15 protein-coding genes and 1 tRNA gene are annotated in these 16,667 nt (G+C 57.2%); 13 read left to right on the top strand and 3 right to left on the bottom strand.

Features of this window, described 5'->3' with window-relative positions:
- Positions 1-15 precede the first annotated feature (15 nt).
- The 6 genes from RBB75_RS18660 (at position 16) to RBB75_RS18635 (ending at position 5,711) form a co-directional block, all read left to right on the top strand.
- On the top strand, positions 16-705 hold the full coding sequence (locus tag RBB75_RS18660; protein WP_353068949.1) for a dienelactone hydrolase family protein: 690 nt from the start codon (positions 16-18) through the stop codon (positions 703-705).
- Positions 706-823: 118 nt separating this feature from the next.
- On the top strand, positions 824-1,090 hold the full coding sequence (gene rpsO / locus RBB75_RS18655; protein WP_158944128.1) for a 30S ribosomal protein S15: 267 nt from the start codon (positions 824-826) through the stop codon (positions 1,088-1,090).
- A 318-nt stretch (positions 1,091-1,408) separates the two neighbouring features.
- Positions 1,409-3,844, top strand: coding sequence for a polyribonucleotide nucleotidyltransferase (gene pnp / locus RBB75_RS18650; protein ID WP_179638127.1), 2,436 nt, complete (start codon positions 1,409-1,411; stop codon positions 3,842-3,844).
- A gap of 106 nt (positions 3,845-3,950) precedes the next feature.
- Positions 3,951-4,820 (top strand): hypothetical protein, encoded by an 870-nt coding sequence (locus RBB75_RS18645; RefSeq protein WP_353068948.1) that lies wholly within the window; start codon positions 3,951-3,953, stop codon positions 4,818-4,820.
- Positions 4,821-4,860: 40 nt separating this feature from the next.
- Positions 4,861-5,271: a hypothetical protein gene (locus RBB75_RS18640; RefSeq protein ID WP_179638125.1), complete on the top strand. Its 411-nt coding sequence runs from the start codon at positions 4,861-4,863 to the stop codon at positions 5,269-5,271.
- A gap of 260 nt (positions 5,272-5,531) precedes the next feature.
- Positions 5,532-5,711, top strand: coding sequence for a hypothetical protein (locus tag RBB75_RS18635; protein WP_353068947.1), 180 nt, complete (start codon positions 5,532-5,534; stop codon positions 5,709-5,711).
- 93 nt (positions 5,712-5,804) lie between these two features.
- Here RBB75_RS18635 and RBB75_RS18630 read toward each other — a convergent pair.
- A tRNA-Met gene (locus tag RBB75_RS18630) sits at positions 5,805-5,881 on the bottom strand.
- 211 nt (positions 5,882-6,092) lie between these two features.
- Between RBB75_RS18630 and RBB75_RS18625 the strand changes: the two genes are divergently transcribed.
- The 4 genes from RBB75_RS18625 (at position 6,093) to RBB75_RS18610 (ending at position 11,854) form a co-directional block, all read left to right on the top strand.
- Positions 6,093-7,403, top strand: coding sequence for a BON domain-containing protein (locus RBB75_RS18625; RefSeq protein WP_353068946.1), 1,311 nt, complete (start codon positions 6,093-6,095; stop codon positions 7,401-7,403).
- Between the two features lie 410 nt (positions 7,404-7,813).
- Complete coding sequence (locus RBB75_RS18620; RefSeq protein WP_218884532.1) at positions 7,814-9,064, top strand: P63C domain-containing protein; 1,251 nt, start codon at positions 7,814-7,816, stop codon at positions 9,062-9,064.
- Between the two features lie 398 nt (positions 9,065-9,462).
- The gene (locus RBB75_RS18615; RefSeq protein ID WP_179638122.1) at positions 9,463-10,101 is read left to right on the top strand and encodes a flavin reductase family protein; all 639 of its coding nucleotides are present in this window, start codon (positions 9,463-9,465) and stop codon (positions 10,099-10,101) included.
- Positions 10,102-10,291: 190 nt separating this feature from the next.
- A complete protein-coding gene (locus tag RBB75_RS18610) occupies positions 10,292-11,854 on the top strand; it encodes a hypothetical protein (protein WP_353068945.1) in 1,563 nt (520 codons plus the stop codon).
- Between the two features lie 112 nt (positions 11,855-11,966).
- Here the strand turns inward: RBB75_RS18610 and RBB75_RS18605 are convergent, their stop codons facing one another.
- Both RBB75_RS18605 and RBB75_RS18600 read right to left on the bottom strand, forming a co-directional pair.
- Positions 11,967-12,809 carry an ABC transporter ATP-binding protein gene (locus RBB75_RS18605; RefSeq protein ID WP_179638119.1) on the bottom strand — a complete coding sequence of 281 codons (843 nt, stop codon included), beginning with the start codon at positions 12,807-12,809 and terminating at the stop codon, positions 11,967-11,969.
- An 18-nt stretch (positions 12,810-12,827) separates the two neighbouring features.
- Entirely contained in the window at positions 12,828-13,607 is a 780-nt protein-coding gene (locus RBB75_RS18600) for an MlaE family ABC transporter permease (protein WP_179638118.1), read from the bottom strand.
- Between the two features lie 128 nt (positions 13,608-13,735).
- On the opposite strand from RBB75_RS18600, the gene RBB75_RS18595 reads away from it, so the two are divergent.
- From RBB75_RS18595 to RBB75_RS18585, 3 genes are read left to right on the top strand one after another with little or no spacing between them, the layout of a single operon-like run.
- Positions 13,736-14,791, top strand: a complete 1,056-nt coding sequence (locus RBB75_RS18595) for an alcohol dehydrogenase catalytic domain-containing protein (protein ID WP_179638902.1) — start codon at positions 13,736-13,738, stop codon at positions 14,789-14,791.
- The gene (gene hpnC / locus RBB75_RS18590; protein WP_353068944.1) at positions 14,788-15,729 is read left to right on the top strand and encodes a squalene synthase HpnC; all 942 of its coding nucleotides are present in this window, start codon (positions 14,788-14,790) and stop codon (positions 15,727-15,729) included. The genes RBB75_RS18595 and hpnC overlap by 4 nt, the downstream gene beginning before the upstream one ends.
- Positions 15,726-16,664: a phytoene/squalene synthase family protein gene (locus RBB75_RS18585; protein ID WP_179638117.1), complete on the top strand. Its 939-nt coding sequence runs from the start codon at positions 15,726-15,728 to the stop codon at positions 16,662-16,664. The genes hpnC and RBB75_RS18585 overlap by 4 nt, the downstream gene beginning before the upstream one ends.
- Positions 16,665-16,667 lie beyond the last annotated feature (3 nt).

The raw sequence follows: 16,667 nt of genomic DNA, 5'->3' as shown, positions 1-16,667 counted from the left end.
GGATATGATGGAGTTATGAGTGAGTGGATCAAGCTAAAAGCAAAAGACGGTCATGAACTGGGAGCGTACGTTGCAAAGCCCAATGGGGAAGCAAATGGGGTTTTGATTCTTGTGCAGGAAATATTTGGCATCAACGCCCATATCCGCAACGTGGCGGATGGGTATGCCAAAGATGGATTTCTCGTGGTTGCGCCTGCGATCTTTGACCGGTTTGAGCCTGGCGTCCAGTTGACTTACCAGCCCGGTGACATGAAGCGAGCTTATGAGTTCTATGGCATGTTGAAGCCCGAGACGACGCTGATGGATGTGGCTGCGGCGTATGCGTGGGCGAAGAAGGCCGGCAAGAAGATTGGTGTTATCGGCTTTTGTTACGGCGGGTTGACTAGCTGGCTGGTGGCTACGCGCGGCAAAGACTACGAGATGCAACCTTCCGCCTGCGTCGGCTACTATGCGGGCGGCATTGGGGCGGTGGCAAAGGAAAGTCCAAGCTGCCCGGTGATGTTGCACTTCGGCGCGAACGATAGCCACATTGGGCAGGATCAGATAGAGGCGGTTCGTTCGGCTCATCCGGAGGTAGAGATCTTCGTCTACGAAGGGGCGGGACACGCCTTTAGCCGTGATGTCGATCCCAATAGCTATCACGCTGTCTCGGCCAAGCTGGCACGAGAGCGCTCGCTCGAGTTTTTGAAGTCGCATCTCGCCTGAAATTTCCCAAAATCGTTAGCATCGTTGGCGGCGCTCGATTGCCCGGTTTCGCCAGCGGTGCTATCCTTATGTGGACACTAAGAGTGAATTAGAAAGAAGATTAGGAGTAGAAACAGCTGTGTTGGCATCCGCTAAAAAGACAGACATTATTGAGAAGTTCCGCACGCACGACTCAGATACCGGGAGTCCAGAGGTTCAGATCGCTATTTTGAGCGAGCGTATTGGCGAGTTGACGGAACACTTCAAGGCACACAAGAAGGACCACGGATCGCGTCGCGGCCTTCTGATGCTTGTGAGCAAGCGTCGCCGTTTGCTTGACTACCTGAAGAAGTGTGACGCGGACCGTTATCGCGAGGTCATCGGCAAACTCGGAATCCGCAAGTAACCGCACTATCCCCGGAGAAACCGTTCAAACTATGGGAGCATACACGGCCCGTTCCTATTCGGCTGCCAACTTCGTGCAAGGTCCTGTAAGACCTTTGTCGCCGGGGTTGCTGACGATGGGACGCCACGGTGCCGTATCCATAGTCTTCGACTCACGCGGGCTCTGGTCCATGAACAACCTCAGGAACAATCTATTCCAGCGCAGCTCGCTGGCGGCTTACTAAACCGCCAGCGTCTAGCTGCGCTTTTTCGCGCCCGATCAAAGGATGTCGCGATTCAAGCTTATTTATTCGATAGAACACGAGAGAAGAGAGGCAACATGAAACAGGATGTGACAGTTGAGCTTGCCGGCGGCAAGCAAATTAAATTCGAGACCGGACGCATGGCGAAGCAAGCCCCCGGTGCGGCCCTTACTTCAAGCGGCGATAACGTAGTTCTGGCAACGGCAACCGCCTCCCCCGATCCGAAAGAAGGAATCGACTTCTTCCCGCTCACCGTGGAATACCGCGAGTTTACCTATGCCGGCGGCCGCATCCCGGGTGGGTTCATCAAGCGCGAAGGCCGTCCTAGTGAGAAGGAGATTTTGACGAGCCGTCAGATCGACCGCCCGATTCGTCCGCTCTTTCCTGAGGCGTTTCGCAATGAGACCCAGGTAGTTGCCTTCGTCTACTCTGCGGATAAAGAGAATGATCCCGATGTACTTGGCATCAATGGAGCGAGCTGCGCGTTGGCGTTGAGCGACATTCCTTTTCACGGCCCGGTTGGGGCGGTGCGAATCGGTTTGATCGACGATCAGTTTGTGGTGAATCCTACTTACGCTGAGCGGGCGCAGAGCAAGTTGAACATCATGGTCGTCGGCACGAAGGACGGCATCGTGATGATCGAGTCGGGCGCAAAGGAGGTCGCAGAGAACCGCGTGGTCGATGCGATTGAGTTTGCTCATGAGCAGATCAAGAAGATCTGTGCGGCGATTGAAGATCTCGTTGCCCGCGCGGGTAAGACCAAGCGCACCGTCAACGAGGTGGAAGTCGATCACGCGTATCTGAACGAGCTGACGGCAAAGGTTGGGGAGAAGCTGAAAGATGCTCTCGACACCGAGAAGCATCCGAAGTTCGAGAGCTATGCGTTGGTCAAGACGATCAAGGATGAACTGAAGAAAGATCTGCCTGAGGGCGATGCACCCGCTGCGAAGAAGCTCAGCAAGTATTACGAGCTCTTGCGCGAGAAGATCTTCCGCGACCAGGTTTTGCACGATCGGATTCGTCCGGATCATCGTGCTTTCGACAAGATTCGCGACCTCAGCATCGAGGTTGGTGTACTTCCGCGGGTTCACGGTTCGGCACTCTTCACGCGCGGTGAGACGCAGGCGCTGGTGAGTGCGACTCTGGGTACTACCGACGACGCGCAACGGCTTGAGAGCTATGAGGGAGAGCAGAAGCGCCGCTTTATGCTGCACTATAACTTCCCGCCGTTCTCGGTTGGCGAGGTCGGTCGTATGACTGGCGTGGGTCGGCGTGAGATCGGTCACGGTGCGTTGGCTTTTCGTGCGATTGAAGCTGTGCTGCCGGCCGAGGATGAGTCGCCTTACACGCTGCGCGTTGTTTCGGACATCCTGGAGTCGAATGGATCGTCGTCGATGGCTACGGTGTGCGGTGCGTCCCTCGCATTGATGCAGGCAGGTATTGCGATCAAGGGATCAGTCGCAGGCGTTGCGATGGGCCTCGTGAAGGAAGGCGATAACTACGCCATTCTGACGGATATTGCCGGTGCGGAAGATCACTACGGCGATATGGACTTCAAGGTTGCGGGTACGCGCAACGGCATTACCGCGCTGCAGATGGACATCAAGATCATGGGGATCACTCCGCAGATTATGCGCGAGGCTCTGGAGCAGGCGCGAAAGGGTCGGCTCTTCCTGCTCGATACGATGGATGGCGTCATCTCGGGTGCGAACCAGGAGAAGTCGCAGTTCGCTCCGCGCATTCACACGCTGCAGATTCCTACGGATAAGATCCGCGATCTGATCGGGCCGGGAGGCAAGGTGATTCGCGGCATCATTGATGCTACGGGCGTAAAGATCGATGTGGATGATACAGGGCGCGTGAATGTGGCGTCGAGCGATGCAGATGGCCTTGCACGCGCGATCCAGATGATCAGCGATCTGACTGCTGTGCCTGAGATTGGGAAGACCTATCTTGGGAAGGTGGTTCGTCTTGCGGAGTTCGGCGCATTTGTCGAGATCTTCCCTGGAACCGATGGGCTGCTTCACGTCTCCGAGATCGCGGAACATCGCGTGAAGGAGGTGAAGGATGAACTTCGCGAGGGCGATCAGATTTTGGTGAAGGTTCTTGCGATAGAAGGGAACCGGATCAAGCTTTCGAGAAAGGCTGTGTTGCGAGAGCAGCGCGCTAAGCTTGGTCTTCCGGAGCCTGGTCAGATCGGTACCGATGGAGGCAGCGTCGCGGCCGGTGCAACCGGGGGACAGGGTCATCACGATGCTGTTGCCGGTGATGCCGACGGGAGCGACGAGGACGGTGAGGACTTCGACGAGGATGGTGACGAATCGACGGAGGAGCCCAACTTCAACCGCGCGGAGGGCGCAGTTCCGGTCCCGGCGGGCGCCGGAGCACCGGGCGCGAATGGCCCTGGTGGACAGAGGCGGCCGGGTGGCGGAAGGCGTCGTCGTAGCGGTCGTCGGCCAGGCTCAGGTTCTGGCCCCGGCTCTGGCGCGCCTTCGGGCGGCGGCAATCGGTAGGACTCCATAATGGACAGAAAGACCGCGCATCTCGCGCGGTCTTTCTGTCTGTGGAGTGAATTGCAGGGAGCAAACTGCGGAGGAGTGAGTTGCGGGGTGAGTCGAGATGAGACGCGCGATGTGGATTGCGTTTGCAGCAGTTTGTGTCTTGTCGGCTACCTCGTGGGTTGTTCCTCGTACGGAGGGGTTGCCTGCGCTTGAGTTGCAGGGGCTTCGTTATGGGGTGATCGGGCTGGTTGCACTTTTGTCTGGGCCACGCCGAGTTCGGTTTGGGAGTGTTGGGCTGCGGGTGGCGGCCGCCGGGGTGGGGTTCTTTGGCCTTCCAATGTTGGCGGTGGAGTGGGCGCGGGCTGGCGTGGCAGAGACCAGCAGAATCGCTCTGTTTGCCATGGTTCCCGTAGTCGTGGTGATCGTGGTTGCCTCTGGAGATGAGGAGCGTGGGGCGCGACGGTCCCTGGTTCCGGCTCTGGCGGGACTCGCGGGGCTTCTGTTACTTCTGCCGCTGGAGTTTTCGAACTCGCTTCGTGGGCGCTTGATGCAGGGTGCGCTGTGTCTTGCAGTAATTGCGGTGGGGTTGTCGAGCGTCTGGCTGTATCGCATGTTGCGGGGGATGGCTCTGGCAGAGGCGCTGGCGGTTGTATGTATAGGTAATGCGGTGTTCTTGCTGGTCTGTAGTGCAGTTCGGGAGGAGTTGGTCTGGCGGTGGAGCGGATTGGCCTCTGTGGCGTCACTGGCTTCGCTGGTGGATGTTGCCGAGGTGGTCTTGCTGGTCTGGCTGCTGCGGGAGATGGCTCCGGTGCGTTTTGCCGCGCGGTACCTGGTGATTCCGCTGCTGACTCTACTGGAGAGTTATGCACTGATGCGGCCTGAACTGACGGTGAGGGTCATCAGTGGGGTCATCCTGCTTGCGGCTGGTGCGGGGGTGCTTCTGGCTCTGGAGATGAGCGAGGAAGAGACGATGCTGTCTCTTCGTTGATACTTTTCTGTGTCGACTTCTGCGCTGTACACTTTGTAGAATGGCTGCTTCCATGTACATTGTGGTCGAGGGCGAGGACCCTGGGTTCGATATCTTCGTAAATGGGAGATCGCTGGCGCGGCATGAGGATGCGCTGGAGCGGCTTGCTCTTCGGCTTGCTGTTCGACCGCTGATCGAGTTCTTTTCTGCGGATGAGAATTCCATGTCACTGCTGATCGAAGAGGGCGCGGGGAATCAGGAGCTTCTGCGCCGGCTACCTCCACCGCAGTGGTATTCGCCCGCGGATGGACTGAAGACAGTACGTGCGTTGTTGAGAACGCTGGAGGCTGATCCGCAACAGCTGGGTACCGAGGGGGAGCAGGTGCTCTCTGAGCTGTTGGAGTATGCTCACGTGCTTGAAAAGACCATGGATCGCAAGATGCGATGGCATCTGGCGGTTAGCTGGCGGTAATTCGACTCCCGGATCGTTTATCCTTATTAGGCACTCCTTTCTGCTCGGCTACACGACTCAGGGTACGGAGAAGAGTAAGTTTTCGCCGCATGAGCATCGTCTCTTGGCGTTCGGCTTGCTTACGGAGGGACAACTTCCAGGCCTATTTTGATCCCGTCATTAGAGTGTAGAAATCCGAGGGTTTCTTGCATGATCGGGAGTACGGAGGCGGACTAGAGAGTACCCCGGAATGGGGTAAGTACGGCGGCATTGGGTGGCACATGTTCCGGCATACCTACCGCTCTTGGCTGGATGAAACGGGGGCACCGATGGGGGTGCAGCAGAAGCTCATGCGGCACGCCCAAATCTCGACCACGATGAACGTGTACGGCAACGCGCTGATGGAAGCAAAGCGGGAAGCCAATGCGGCTGTCGTTCGCAGGATCTTAGGGAGTGTATAACCCATGACGCGAGCGTCCAAACATGCGAAAACCCGGCGGAGCAGATACCCTTGCTCTTACACGGGGTTATTCCGGGTTGGAAGTTTCGCTAAGTGGTTGCGGGGGTAGGATTTGAACCTACGACCTTTGGGTTATGAGCCCAACGAGCTACCGGGCTGCTCCACCCCGCTCTTTGAATATACCGTTACTTCCAGCTAAGGTCAATCGACCCTGATGTGAGCCGAGAATGCCGTTTTAGACTGTGTGAGACGAGTTGAGCGTAACTTTTTTCTGAAAACCGAGTCTGCACTAATAGGATGTTAGCGTGGCGATAGCGTGCCGCGCCGGAGGGCGTAGGGGCTTATGTGCGAACGGTTTCAGTGCAAGTTTTTCAAGTTAGCGATGACGGCATTCTTGATGGCCAGTGTCGCGTCGGCAGGTGGCGTAGGGTTAGCGCAGGCCAAGCCAGCGACTGTGCCCGATGCCCAGATTGAGGCAAGTGTTCTAAAGGCTTTAGCGGGTGCCCCGGAGTTGGCCGATCAGGCGATTACTTCGACTACCGTTTATGGTGTCGTGACGCTGAGTGGCACGGTGCGGGATGAGCCGTCGCGTGATCTTGCGGATCACGTGGTTTCGAACACGGCAGGAGTGCAAAAGGTTGTGGACCAGCTGGTCGTAGGTGCGCTCCCAGCTGTTACAGGCAGCAACTCTCCGCAGCAACAGCAGGACTCCCATCAGGGGACAAATCCCAATCTGCAATCTGATGGCTCGGTTGCTCCTCCGCAAGCGCAGAGTCCTCCAGCTCCAAACAGTCCGAGTGCATCTGCTGCGCCGCAGGGTTCGCAGCAGAACAGTACGTACCCACCCCCTTATCAGGGGCAGCAGCAGGGTGGGCAGTATCCGCCGCCTTACCAAGGGCAGCAGGGTGGTCAGTATCCTCCTGTGTATGGTGGGCAGGGGGGGCAGTATCCACCGCCTTATCCGGGACAGCAGCCGGGACAATATCCGGCTTATGGGCAGCCTTATCCTTCGCAGTATCCTCCGCAGCGGCCTTATGTGGCGCAGAGGGGTGGAGACGCTGTTGTGGTGCCGATTGGAGCCAACCTTCGGGTTCGTATCAACCAGGGGATGAACAGCAAGAGCACCACGGTAGGGACTACGTTCGACGGAGTGGTTCTGAATGACGTTGTGGCTGGTAATTCGATCGCGATTCCCCGTGGTGCTTCTATCCAGGGAACTGTGGTGGCGGTGCATACTGCGGGCGAGTTGAAGGGCAAGGGCGAGTTGAAGTTGCAGCTCAACTCTGTTTCGCTGGGTGGCAGGGTCTACCCGATTGCTACCGATTTCTGGTGGCACCAGGGGGTGGATAAGACGGGGAACACGGTAGGGAATACGGTGGGGCTGGGCGCAGTTGGCGCGTTGATCGGTGCGGTTGCAGGCGGCGGCGTCGGAGCGGCTGTTGGTGCCGGGGTGGGTGGCGTGGCCGGTCTTGGCGTGTCGGCGGCTCAGGGCCGGGGTGAGGCGTCTCTGCCTCCTGAGGCGATCCTGGTCTTCCATCTGACACAACCGGCTGACATTACGACGGTGTCTCAAGCTGAGTTGAACCGGCTGGGGGCAGGTGTTCCGGTGGGCGCGGACCCACAGTTCCGCCGCCGCTATCCGCCACCTCCGCCGCCTGGCTACTACGGACCTGGTTACTACCGGCCCTACTAAGTTATCGTTGGGAGAGAGTCGGCTTTTGGCTCTCTCCTTCTTTTTTCGTCTCAGATTTTTGTACGCCCGTGATGCAGCTTCGGCTGTTGCGGGCGTTTTTTGCGAGGGTGCGAGTGGTGCGGACTTCTGACACTGCCTCGGCACTGCCACAGCTTGTGGTGAGTTTATGGTGTGAAGTGTGGCGGCTGTGGTGTTTTCGTGGCTATCTTTTTGCTGGCTTCGGGTTGGGTTGGGCGTTGCGATGCCTTGGCTGAGGCTCTGACCCCCTCTTGGGGTATTTTGGGAGTAAGGTGCTTATATTCAAGGGCTTACAGGTGGGTTGTGGCTGTAACGCATTCATTCCAAATGGGTTGCGCCTAAATTACTATTATCAATAAGTTAGCCCCGGTGGCCTCCGGGGCTGATGTGTTTTGGATCTTGTTATCAGTATAGCTGTTGGAGTGGAACTCATACGCCACGCGATTCTCCTTGTCTGGCGCGGGGTTTCGTTGTTTTGGGGCTTGACAGGTTTTTGGGGTCGGATAGAAGATGCTGGCTTAGACGATTCACCGATCCTTTCGTCTGCAAGCATCTTTACAACAACTGCTTGCGCGTATAATGCAAGCAGTATTTATAAAAAAGGTGCAAGCATGAGCGAAAAGATATCGGCAAAAGCTAAAGGCGGATTCGCAAGGGCAGAAATCCTTGGCCCAGAAAAGCGAAAACAAATCGCAATCAACGCAGCTAGTGCTAGATGGTCGACTACACTGCCGAAAACTCTTGGCCAAGGAAATCTGAAAATCGCTGGTTCCGAAATTCCATGCGCCGTGATTGATGGCGAAGTGCGAGTACTTAATCAAGCTGGATTTCTCAGAGCGATTGGTCGCGCTCGTTCTCCCAAGTCGGGAACAGGGGTTTTGACCACCGTCGACGATCTCCCCTTCTTTTTGCAGGCAGAGTCACTTAGGCCATTCATTTCAGACGATTTAAAAAAGTCGTCCAAAGCCATCTTTTACGATGGAGGATCATCGCGCATGGTCGGGTATGATGCTCGGCTGCTTCCCCAGGTGTGCGAGGTGTATTTGAAGTATCGGGACAATTGCCTATCGATTGGGAAGGCGGTCCCAAAGCGATACGAGCACATCGTTCTCGCTTGCGACATACTCATGCGCGGCTTAGCACACATCGGAATCATCGCTTTGGTTGACGAGGCAACTGGTTATCAGGAGGTGCGTCCCAGGGATGCGCTGCAAGCATACCTCGAAAAGATAGTGGCTAAAGAGTTAGCTGCTTGGGCGAAAAAGTTTCCCGATGAATTCTATGAAAACATCTATAAGCTCAAGAATTGGCCGTGGCCGGGAATGTCTAAGAATAGATACAGCGTGGTAGCTCACTACACAAACGGGCTGGTTTACGAGCGGATCGCGCCGGGGCTTCGCAAGGCACTTGAGGAGAAGAACCCTAAGAACGAAAAGGGCTGGCGTCCTGCCAAGAACCATCAATGGCTAACAGCCGAAATTGGCGATCCAATGTTGGCTCAGCACTTGTACTCGCTGGTAATGTTTCAGCGCCTAGCGATATCTAGCGGATTTGGATGGAACCGTTTTGTCAAGATGGTCGACCGTGTGCATCCAAGAAAAGGCGCAACGCTCGAATTGCCGTTCCCTGACGAGGAACTCTAATTTCTCGCCTGACTTCCCTAATGATCCGCGCGGCGGCTTAGTTCACCTCACGGGTCTTCGGCTTGGGGGATTTGGTCGCAGAACTAGTCTCTTCTACAGAATGGCGATGTCCCAAATGTTCAGTAAATTGCTGATCCCGGAGTCGCTGCCACTCAGCTTCAGTCGCAGGTTTGGGGCGAGCAGTGTTTCGTTGGATCTTGAAAGCACCGCATGAGCAGCTGTACTCCGTTTCGCTAATCTTGATGAGTTCCGGTTTCTTCGCCATTTCAAGAGCCTACGCCGCACCTCAAACCCAAGCAATTCTGTGGAAATTCAAACTGCAACACTACCCAAAGAGGCGATTGCGAGTACAACGGGTGGCGGGAATGCTAGGCTGCTGAAGGGTACCAGGAGTAAAGATGATTTTTGATGTTGAGAAGATTAAGGCGCGTGAGACCTATAACCTGCTGATCGGTTTGGTTGCGCCTCGGCCGATTGCTCTGGTGACGAGCATGAATGAAGAGGGCAGGATGAATGCTGCGCCTTACAGCTCGTACAACTACCTTTGTACCGATCCGCCGATCGTCGGGCTGGGGGTAATGAATCGTCCTTCGGAGCATTTTGTGCCGAAGGATACGGCGCGGAATATCCGGCGGACGGGGGAGTTCGTGGTGAACGTGGTGACCGAGGATATCGCGCAGCAGATGAACATCTGCGCGACGGATTTTCCTGCGGAGTTTGATGAGTTGGAGATGGCCGGGTTTACGACTGCGCCCTCGCAGGTGGTGAAGGTGCCGCGGATCGCGCAGGCTCATGCGGCGCTCGAGTGCAAGGAGTTTACAACGATGGAGATTGGGCGGTCGCGGATCGTGCTGGGTCGGGTGGTGTCGATCTATATCGAGGATAAGTTTCTCGATCCGGCGGGGCCTTATGTGCTGTCGGAGGAGTTGCATGCGATTGGCCGCATGAATGGGCTGGGCGCTTACGTGAAGACGCGGGATTCGTTTTTGAATATTCCGCGGATTCCTTATGAGGAGTGGAAGAAAGGGAAGCGTTAGCGGAACGCAATAGAGTCGAGCGCTGAGTGACGAGTGGAATGATTGATCAATAGAAGGATATTTCTTGTTTCTGATTAGTATTCGGGCCGCTGAACCCACGCGGATAGGCTGATAATTTGTACGGCCAAGTCGTCGAGCGTCGCAGCAGTCAGAGCGGAAGTTTTAATCAAGTAGATTTGAGGTCATAATCTTGCTGAAGCGTAACTTTGTGTCGTCAGCGATTCTCCTTCTTTTCGCAGTTCGGCTGTACGCCTCCGATTCTGCGGCTCTCACCTTAATCCATGCCGGCCTCACCGCACAGGGCGGTGAAGCCAAATTGCGAGCCCTGCGCAGCGTGCAATGGGAAGCCAACGGTTACCGAAACGAACTAGAACAGTCCGAACGTCCTGAAGGGCCCTACATTGTTCAGATGAATGAACTAACCGAAATTCACGACTTGGCTGCTCATCGGTATCTAAACCGGCAGGTGTCGTCTCTCTACCCTGTAGCGAGGTTCACAAATAGCGTAGTTGTGGCTAATTACGTTGCCATGCGCTTAGTTTCATCCCAGGGGGCAGCAGCGCCGCCGCAGCAGACTGCACAACCCGGAACTCCGCAGCAGGTACAGTCTGCTCAGGAACGCATGGCGTTGAGTCCGGAACGGCTCTTGCTCACTGCGCTCGATGCACCCGATTTGCACGTGGCACCTGATACCACTTTGCAATCAATTTCGCAAAACGTAGTCTTATTCACATTCGATGGCGCACCAGTTACGATTTATCTCAATCCCTACACACATCTTCCTACGGCGGTTGATTATTCCGGCCCTCTGGCGCATAGCAACTTCTGGAACTACCTAGGTGATGTAACCATGCGCACCAGCTTCAGCTTTTGGTGGTTGGCAAAAGGAGGCATTCACCTGCCGCTCCAGTGGAATGTGGAGGAGAATGGGTTGCCGGACAGCATGTTCGTGATTAGTGAACTAAAGATCGACGAACCGTTGGACGAATCCGAACTCACCATCCCTGATGAAGTGCGTAAGCGCTACAGCCCCGATTCGAAATCCGCTGACCTTGAGGCTCGTCCTCTCGGCATCCCCGGTCAACCAGCGAAGGAGCTAAAGCCTGGCGTGGTTTTCGTACCGGGTATTTGGAACACGACTTTTGTCCGCCAAGACGATGGCATTGTCATTCTGGAAGCGCCAATCTCTTCGGGCTATTCCGTAAAGGTGATCGCAGAAGCCAGAAAACGCTTCCCCGGTATACCCGTTAAGGCCGTCATCACAACTTCCGATTCATGGCCGCACTTGGCAGGAATTCGGGAATACGTGGCAGAAGGTGTTCCGATCTACGCTCTTAACTTAAACCGGCCCATTCTTGAACGTGTAATTGCTGGAAAACGCACGACCAAGCCCGATGCATTGGAGCGCTCGCCACGACAACCCGAGTTTCATGTTGTTAGCGGAAAAACTGTGCTTGGCGCGGGGCCGAATCGGCTGGAAATCTACCCAATACATGGTGAGACAAGCGAGCGGCAGATGATGGTTTATTTTCCTGAGCATCACCTGCTTTATGGCAGCGACCCTTTCCAGCAGAATGACGATGGCTCATTTTTCTATCCGCAGACCGTTGGGGAGTTGATGGATGCCGTTGCGCGCGAGCACCTCGTAGTTAATCAGTTTTTCATGATGCATATCGGTCTGACGCCATGGAACGACTTGCCAAGAGTGCTCGTAGGTGCAGCCATGAAGGACACACCTGATGGCAAACTTTAGCGCAAGTGGCACTATCTGCCAAAGCTGCTCAGGGCCTGCGCTTTGAGAATTGGTTGGCTAGGCGATTTTTGTGGGTAGAGTGGAGTCGAGGTGCTTCGGCGTTCGATGGGGGCTAGGAGAGGTATTCCCTGAGCCAGGGGTCGGTGGAGTGGACGAGCTCTTCGGTGGTGCCGTCGAAGACGACTTTTCCCTCGTTGAGGACGAGGAACTTTGTGCTGTCGTCGATGCCGTTGTTGGGGATCTGTTCGACTTTGCCGGTCTCTTTGTTGAAACGGCTGCGGGCGAGGAGGTAGGCGTCCTGGATGCGGTGGGTAATGACGAGCGAGGTGGTCTGGGTGACGTCGCGCTGCTTGATGACGAGGTCGATGATGGTGGTGGAGGTGATGGGGTCGAGGCCGCCGGTGGGGGAGTCGTAGAGGATGAGGTCGGGATTGGTGATGATGGCGCGGGCGATGGAGACGCGACGGCGCATTCCTCCGGAGAGCTCAGAGGGAAATTTTTCGATGGTGTTTTCGAGCTCGACGAAGCGGAGGGCCTCGATGACGCGGGCGTGAGTTTCTTCTTCGGGGAGTTTGTCTTCGTGGAGGCGGTAGGAGACGTTGTCGCCGACGGAGATGGAGTCGAAGAGGGCCGACTCCTGAAAGACCATGCCGATGCGGCTGCGGAGTTTGAAGAGATCTTTCTCGCGCATGGTGGAGACGTTGTGGCCGAAGACTTGAATGGAGCCGGTGTCGGGCTTGAGGAGGCCGTTGATGAGCTTCAGGAGGACGGATTTGCCGCCGCCTGCGGGGCCGAGGATGATGCGGGTTTCGCCGCGCTGGACGGTGAAGGAGACGTTCTGGAGGATGGGCTTTACATCGAAGGTGATGGAGACGTCTTCGACGACAACGATGGGCTCCTGCGAGTCGGGTTTGTTCTCGAGGGTTGCGGAGCCGGATTGGGCGAGGTCTGCCATTGGAGTGTGATTCTGCCTTTACCTGCCGAAGACGCCGATCATGGCGCGTGTGACGAGGAGGTCGACGATGATGATGAAGACGGAGGAGACGACGACAGCCTGAGTGGTGGCTTTACCGACGCCCTGGGTACCCCCCTTGGTGTTCATGCCGAAGTAGCAGCCGACGGTGGCGATGATGAAGCCGGAGAAGAGGGGCTTGGCGAGACCCTGTACGACGTCTCCGTATTGGAGAGCACGGTAGGAGTTGTGAAAATAGGATGAGCCGTTGAGTCCGAGCAGGGCGATGCTGATGAGAGCGCCTCCGGCGATGCCGCAGGCGTCCGACATGATGGTGAGGAAGAAGAGCATGAAGACGGTGGCGTAGAGGCGCGGGGTGACGAGTTTTCGGACGGGGTCGGTGCCGAGGGCTCGCATGGCGTCAATCTGCTCGGTGACCTTCATGGAGCCGATCTCGGAGGCCATGCCGGAGGCGTTGCGGCCGGAGACCATGAGGCCGGTGAGGACGGGGCCCAGCTCCTTGACCATGGAGAGGGCGACGAGGTTGCCGGTGAGGCTGACGGAGCCGAAGGCCTCGAGCGAGGTGGCGGACTGGAGGGCGAGGACGCAGCCGGTGAAGAAGCCGGTGAGGACGACGATGGGCATGGAGCCGACGCCGATGTAGTCCATCTGGGTGTAGATGTCGGCCAGATAACGCGGCTTGCTGAAGAGGTTGACGACGGCTCGCCATGCCAGGATGGAGTAGTCCTGGATCGCGGCGAGTCTTTCCTTGGCGAAGATCTCTGGGGAGACAAAGGGCATGTTTATGTGGCTCAGATTATCAGATGCTGGGGCGGCGGCGAGGATTGCATGTTCTTGAAGGATTTGAGGGATGGCGAAATGTGCACCAATCCGGTCGGGAATGAGAAGATAGAAGAGTGAAAGCTGAGATGACGGCGGCGGTGTTGTACGGCAAGGAAGATCTGCGGCTGGAACGCGTAGCGATACCGCAGGCCGGTGCCGGGGAGTTGGTGGTTCGGGTGGGGGCGGCGCTGACCTGTGGGACGGATTTGAAGGTCTATCGGCGAGGCTACCATGCCAAGATGCTGAAGCCGCCAATACCGTTTGGGCATGAGCTGGCTGGGGTGGTGGAGGAGGTAGGCGCTGGGGTGACGGCGTTCAAGGTGGGGGACCGGGTGGTGGCTTTGAACTCGGCTCCGTGCGACGTGTGTTTTTTTTGCAGGCATGGACAGCAGAATCTGTGTGAAGATCTCTTGTTTAACAACGGGGCTTATGCGGAGTTTATTCGGATTCCGGCGCGGATCGTGGAAAAGAATACGTTAATTGTGCCGGATGGGGTTCCGCTGGAGTTTGCGGCGCTGACCGAGCCGCTGGCGTGCGTGGTGAGAGGGCTGGAGGAGAGTGTAGCGAAGGCCGGAGACACGATGGTGGTGATCGGAGCGGGGCCGATCGGGTTGATGTTTATGCATGCTGCGGAGATTGCGGGGGTAGAGGTGATTGCGGTGGTGAAGCGCGAGGACCAGATCGGCGCGGCGAAGTTGTTTGGGGCTCGCGAGGTGGTTCACGTGGGCTCCGTGCCGGATGTTGTGGCGGCCACGCGTGCTCTGACTCCTGCGGGAAGGGGCGCGGATATCGTGATCGAGGCGGTGGCGGTTCCGGCCACGTGGGAGTGGGGAGTGGATATGGTGCGGAAGGGCGGAGTAGTGAACTTTTTTGGGGGTCCGCCGAGCGGGACGAAGGTAAAGCTGGATACCAACCGGCTGCACTACGGAGACATTACGTTGAAGGCGAGCTTTCACCACACGCCGGCGACCTGCAGGACGGCGTTTGAGCTGGTGACGAGTGGGCGGTTCAAGTGCGCGGAGTACATCACGGGACGGGCTGGGCTGGAGGAGGTGCCGGCGGTCTTTGCGGGGATGATGCATCGCAATGGAAGTGCGCGGGATATCAAGACGGCGGTCTTTCCTGCTGGGGGGCCGCGGTGAACGATACGACTGCGATGCAGCATGCGCTGCTGGGTGCTCCGCATGAGTACCTGACGCCGCTGGAGAGGCCAACTCTTGCTGAAGCGCGGGCCTGGTGCAGGGAGCTGGCGACTTCGCACTATGAGAACTTTCATGTGGCGACCTTTTTTCTTCCGGCGAAGGTGAGGCCGCACTTCGAGAGTATCTACGCGTACTGCCGGGTGGCCGATGATCTGGGAGATGAGGTGGAGGATCACGAGGTTGCGACTCGTCTGCTGAATAGCTGGGGCGCGATGCTGGAGGAGTGCTACGACGCGCCGGAGCGGTCGATGCACCCGGTGTTTGTGGCGCTGCGGGAGACGATCCGAGAGTGCGATCCGCCACGGCAGCTCTTTCTGGATCTGCTGCATGCGTTTCGGATGGATCAGTACAAGACGGAGTATGAGAGCTGGGAGGAGTTGCTGGAGTACTCGCACTACTCGGCGAATCCGGTGGGGCGGCTGGTGCTTTGGGTTTGCGGGTATACCGATGAGGCGCGGGCGCTGATGTCAGACAAGGTTTGTACGGCGCTGCAGCTGGCGAACTTCTGGCAGGATGTGGTGGAGGATAAGGAGCGGGGTCGGCGGTATCTTCCTGCGGAGTCGATGGTGCGGTTCGGGGTGGACGAGGGACAGATAGAGGGGCGGGTGTTTACGCCGGAGTTTCGCGGGATGATGCAGGAGCTGGTGGTACGGACGCGCGTGATGCTGCTGGAGGGTGGGGAGATCAGCCAGCATGTGGATAAGGAGTTGAAGGTGGTGCTGGATCTGTTTCGAAAGGGGGGAGAGGCGATTCTGAACGGCATTACAAGACAGGACTTCGATGTGTTGCGCGGAAGACCGGTGGTGTCGAAGACGCGGAAGGCGGGTCTGCTGATCGAGGCGCTTGTAGGCAAGCTGAGCGCGGGGATGGCCTCGTGACGACTGTTGAGGCTTATGCTGTGTGCGCCGGGATTGCGCAGCGGGAGGCGAAGAACTTTTATTACTCGTTTCGCGTGCTTCCGGAGCCGAAGAGAAACGCGATGTGCGCGGTGTATGCGTTTATGCGGCGGGCCGATGATATCTCTGATGAGGAGACGATGCCGGTGGTGGAGCGGCGCGTGGTGATGACCGAATGGCTGGGTGCCTGGCGTGAGGCGCGGCGCAGTGGCGTGTCGGATGATCCGGTCTTTGTGGCGTTGAACGATACACAGAAGAAGTTTGCGATTCCGGATGCGCTGCTGGAGGATCTGGTGCGGGGTACGACGATGGACCTCGAAGAGTCGCAGGCCGATGTGGTTCTTGTAACCGATATCGTTGCAGATAAGACGCAGACGCTGCAGGTGTATGAGGATTTTGAAGGGTTGTATCGCTACTGCTACCTGGTTGCTTCGGTGGTGGGGTTGGTTTGCATCCGCATCTTTGGATATAGCGATCCACGGGCTGAGGTGCTGGCGGAGAAGACTGGTGTTGCGTTCCAGTTGACCAATATTCTGCGGGACGTGAGTGAGGATGCGGAGCGTGGACGGATCTATCTTCCGATGGAGGATTTGACTGCGGGCAGGGTTGAGGTGGGACAGCTGCTGCAGGTGGTTCGCCGGGAGGCTGAGACGAAGGTGGTCCGGAGTCTGCTGGCTCAGGAGGCGGCGCGGGCGCTGGTTTATTATGCTGCGGCGGAGGAGTTGCTGCCGCTGATCGATAGGGACAGTCGCGCGGCTCTTTGGGTACTGGTGACGATCTACCGCGGGTTGCTGGAGCGGATTATGGCTAAGAACTACGACGTCTTCTCCGAGCGCGTAAGTGTGCCGACCTCGCGGAAGCTGCTGATCCTGGCGCAGGGAATGGGGATGGCTGTGCGCAACCGGATGGTTTCGTGAGTG

The organism is Tunturibacter empetritectus, assembly GCF_040358985.1.
Classification (GTDB): Bacteria; Acidobacteriota; Terriglobia; order Terriglobales; family Acidobacteriaceae; genus Edaphobacter; species Edaphobacter empetritectus.
The sequence above is the reverse complement of the archived record's forward strand: the minus strand, read 5'-3'. Positions and strand labels throughout refer to the sequence as shown.

What these genes read in the sequence shown, in the direction of transcription:
- RBB75_RS18660 (WP_353068949.1), top strand. Translation starts at nt 16, where the DNA reads ATGAGTGAGTGGATCAAGCTAAAAGCAAAAGACGGTCATGAACTGGGA.
- pnp (WP_179638127.1), top strand. Translation starts at nt 1,409, where the DNA reads ATGAAACAGGATGTGACAGTTGAGCTTGCCGGCGGCAAGCAAATTAAA.
- RBB75_RS18645 (WP_353068948.1), top strand. Translation starts at nt 3,951, where the DNA reads ATGAGACGCGCGATGTGGATTGCGTTTGCAGCAGTTTGTGTCTTGTCG.
- RBB75_RS18640 (WP_179638125.1), top strand. Translation starts at nt 4,861, where the DNA reads ATGGCTGCTTCCATGTACATTGTGGTCGAGGGCGAGGACCCTGGGTTC.
- RBB75_RS18635 (WP_353068947.1), top strand. Translation starts at nt 5,532, where the DNA reads ATGTTCCGGCATACCTACCGCTCTTGGCTGGATGAAACGGGGGCACCG.
- RBB75_RS18625 (WP_353068946.1), top strand. Translation starts at nt 6,093, where the DNA reads ATGACGGCATTCTTGATGGCCAGTGTCGCGTCGGCAGGTGGCGTAGGG.
- RBB75_RS18615 (WP_179638122.1), top strand. Translation starts at nt 9,463, where the DNA reads ATGATTTTTGATGTTGAGAAGATTAAGGCGCGTGAGACCTATAACCTG.
- RBB75_RS18605 (WP_179638119.1), bottom strand. Translation starts at nt 12,809, where the DNA reads ATGGCAGACCTCGCCCAATCCGGCTCCGCAACCCTCGAGAACAAACCC.
- RBB75_RS18600 (WP_179638118.1), bottom strand. Translation starts at nt 13,607, where the DNA reads ATGCCCTTTGTCTCCCCAGAGATCTTCGCCAAGGAAAGACTCGCCGCG.
- RBB75_RS18595 (WP_179638902.1), top strand. Translation starts at nt 13,736, where the DNA reads ATGACGGCGGCGGTGTTGTACGGCAAGGAAGATCTGCGGCTGGAACGC.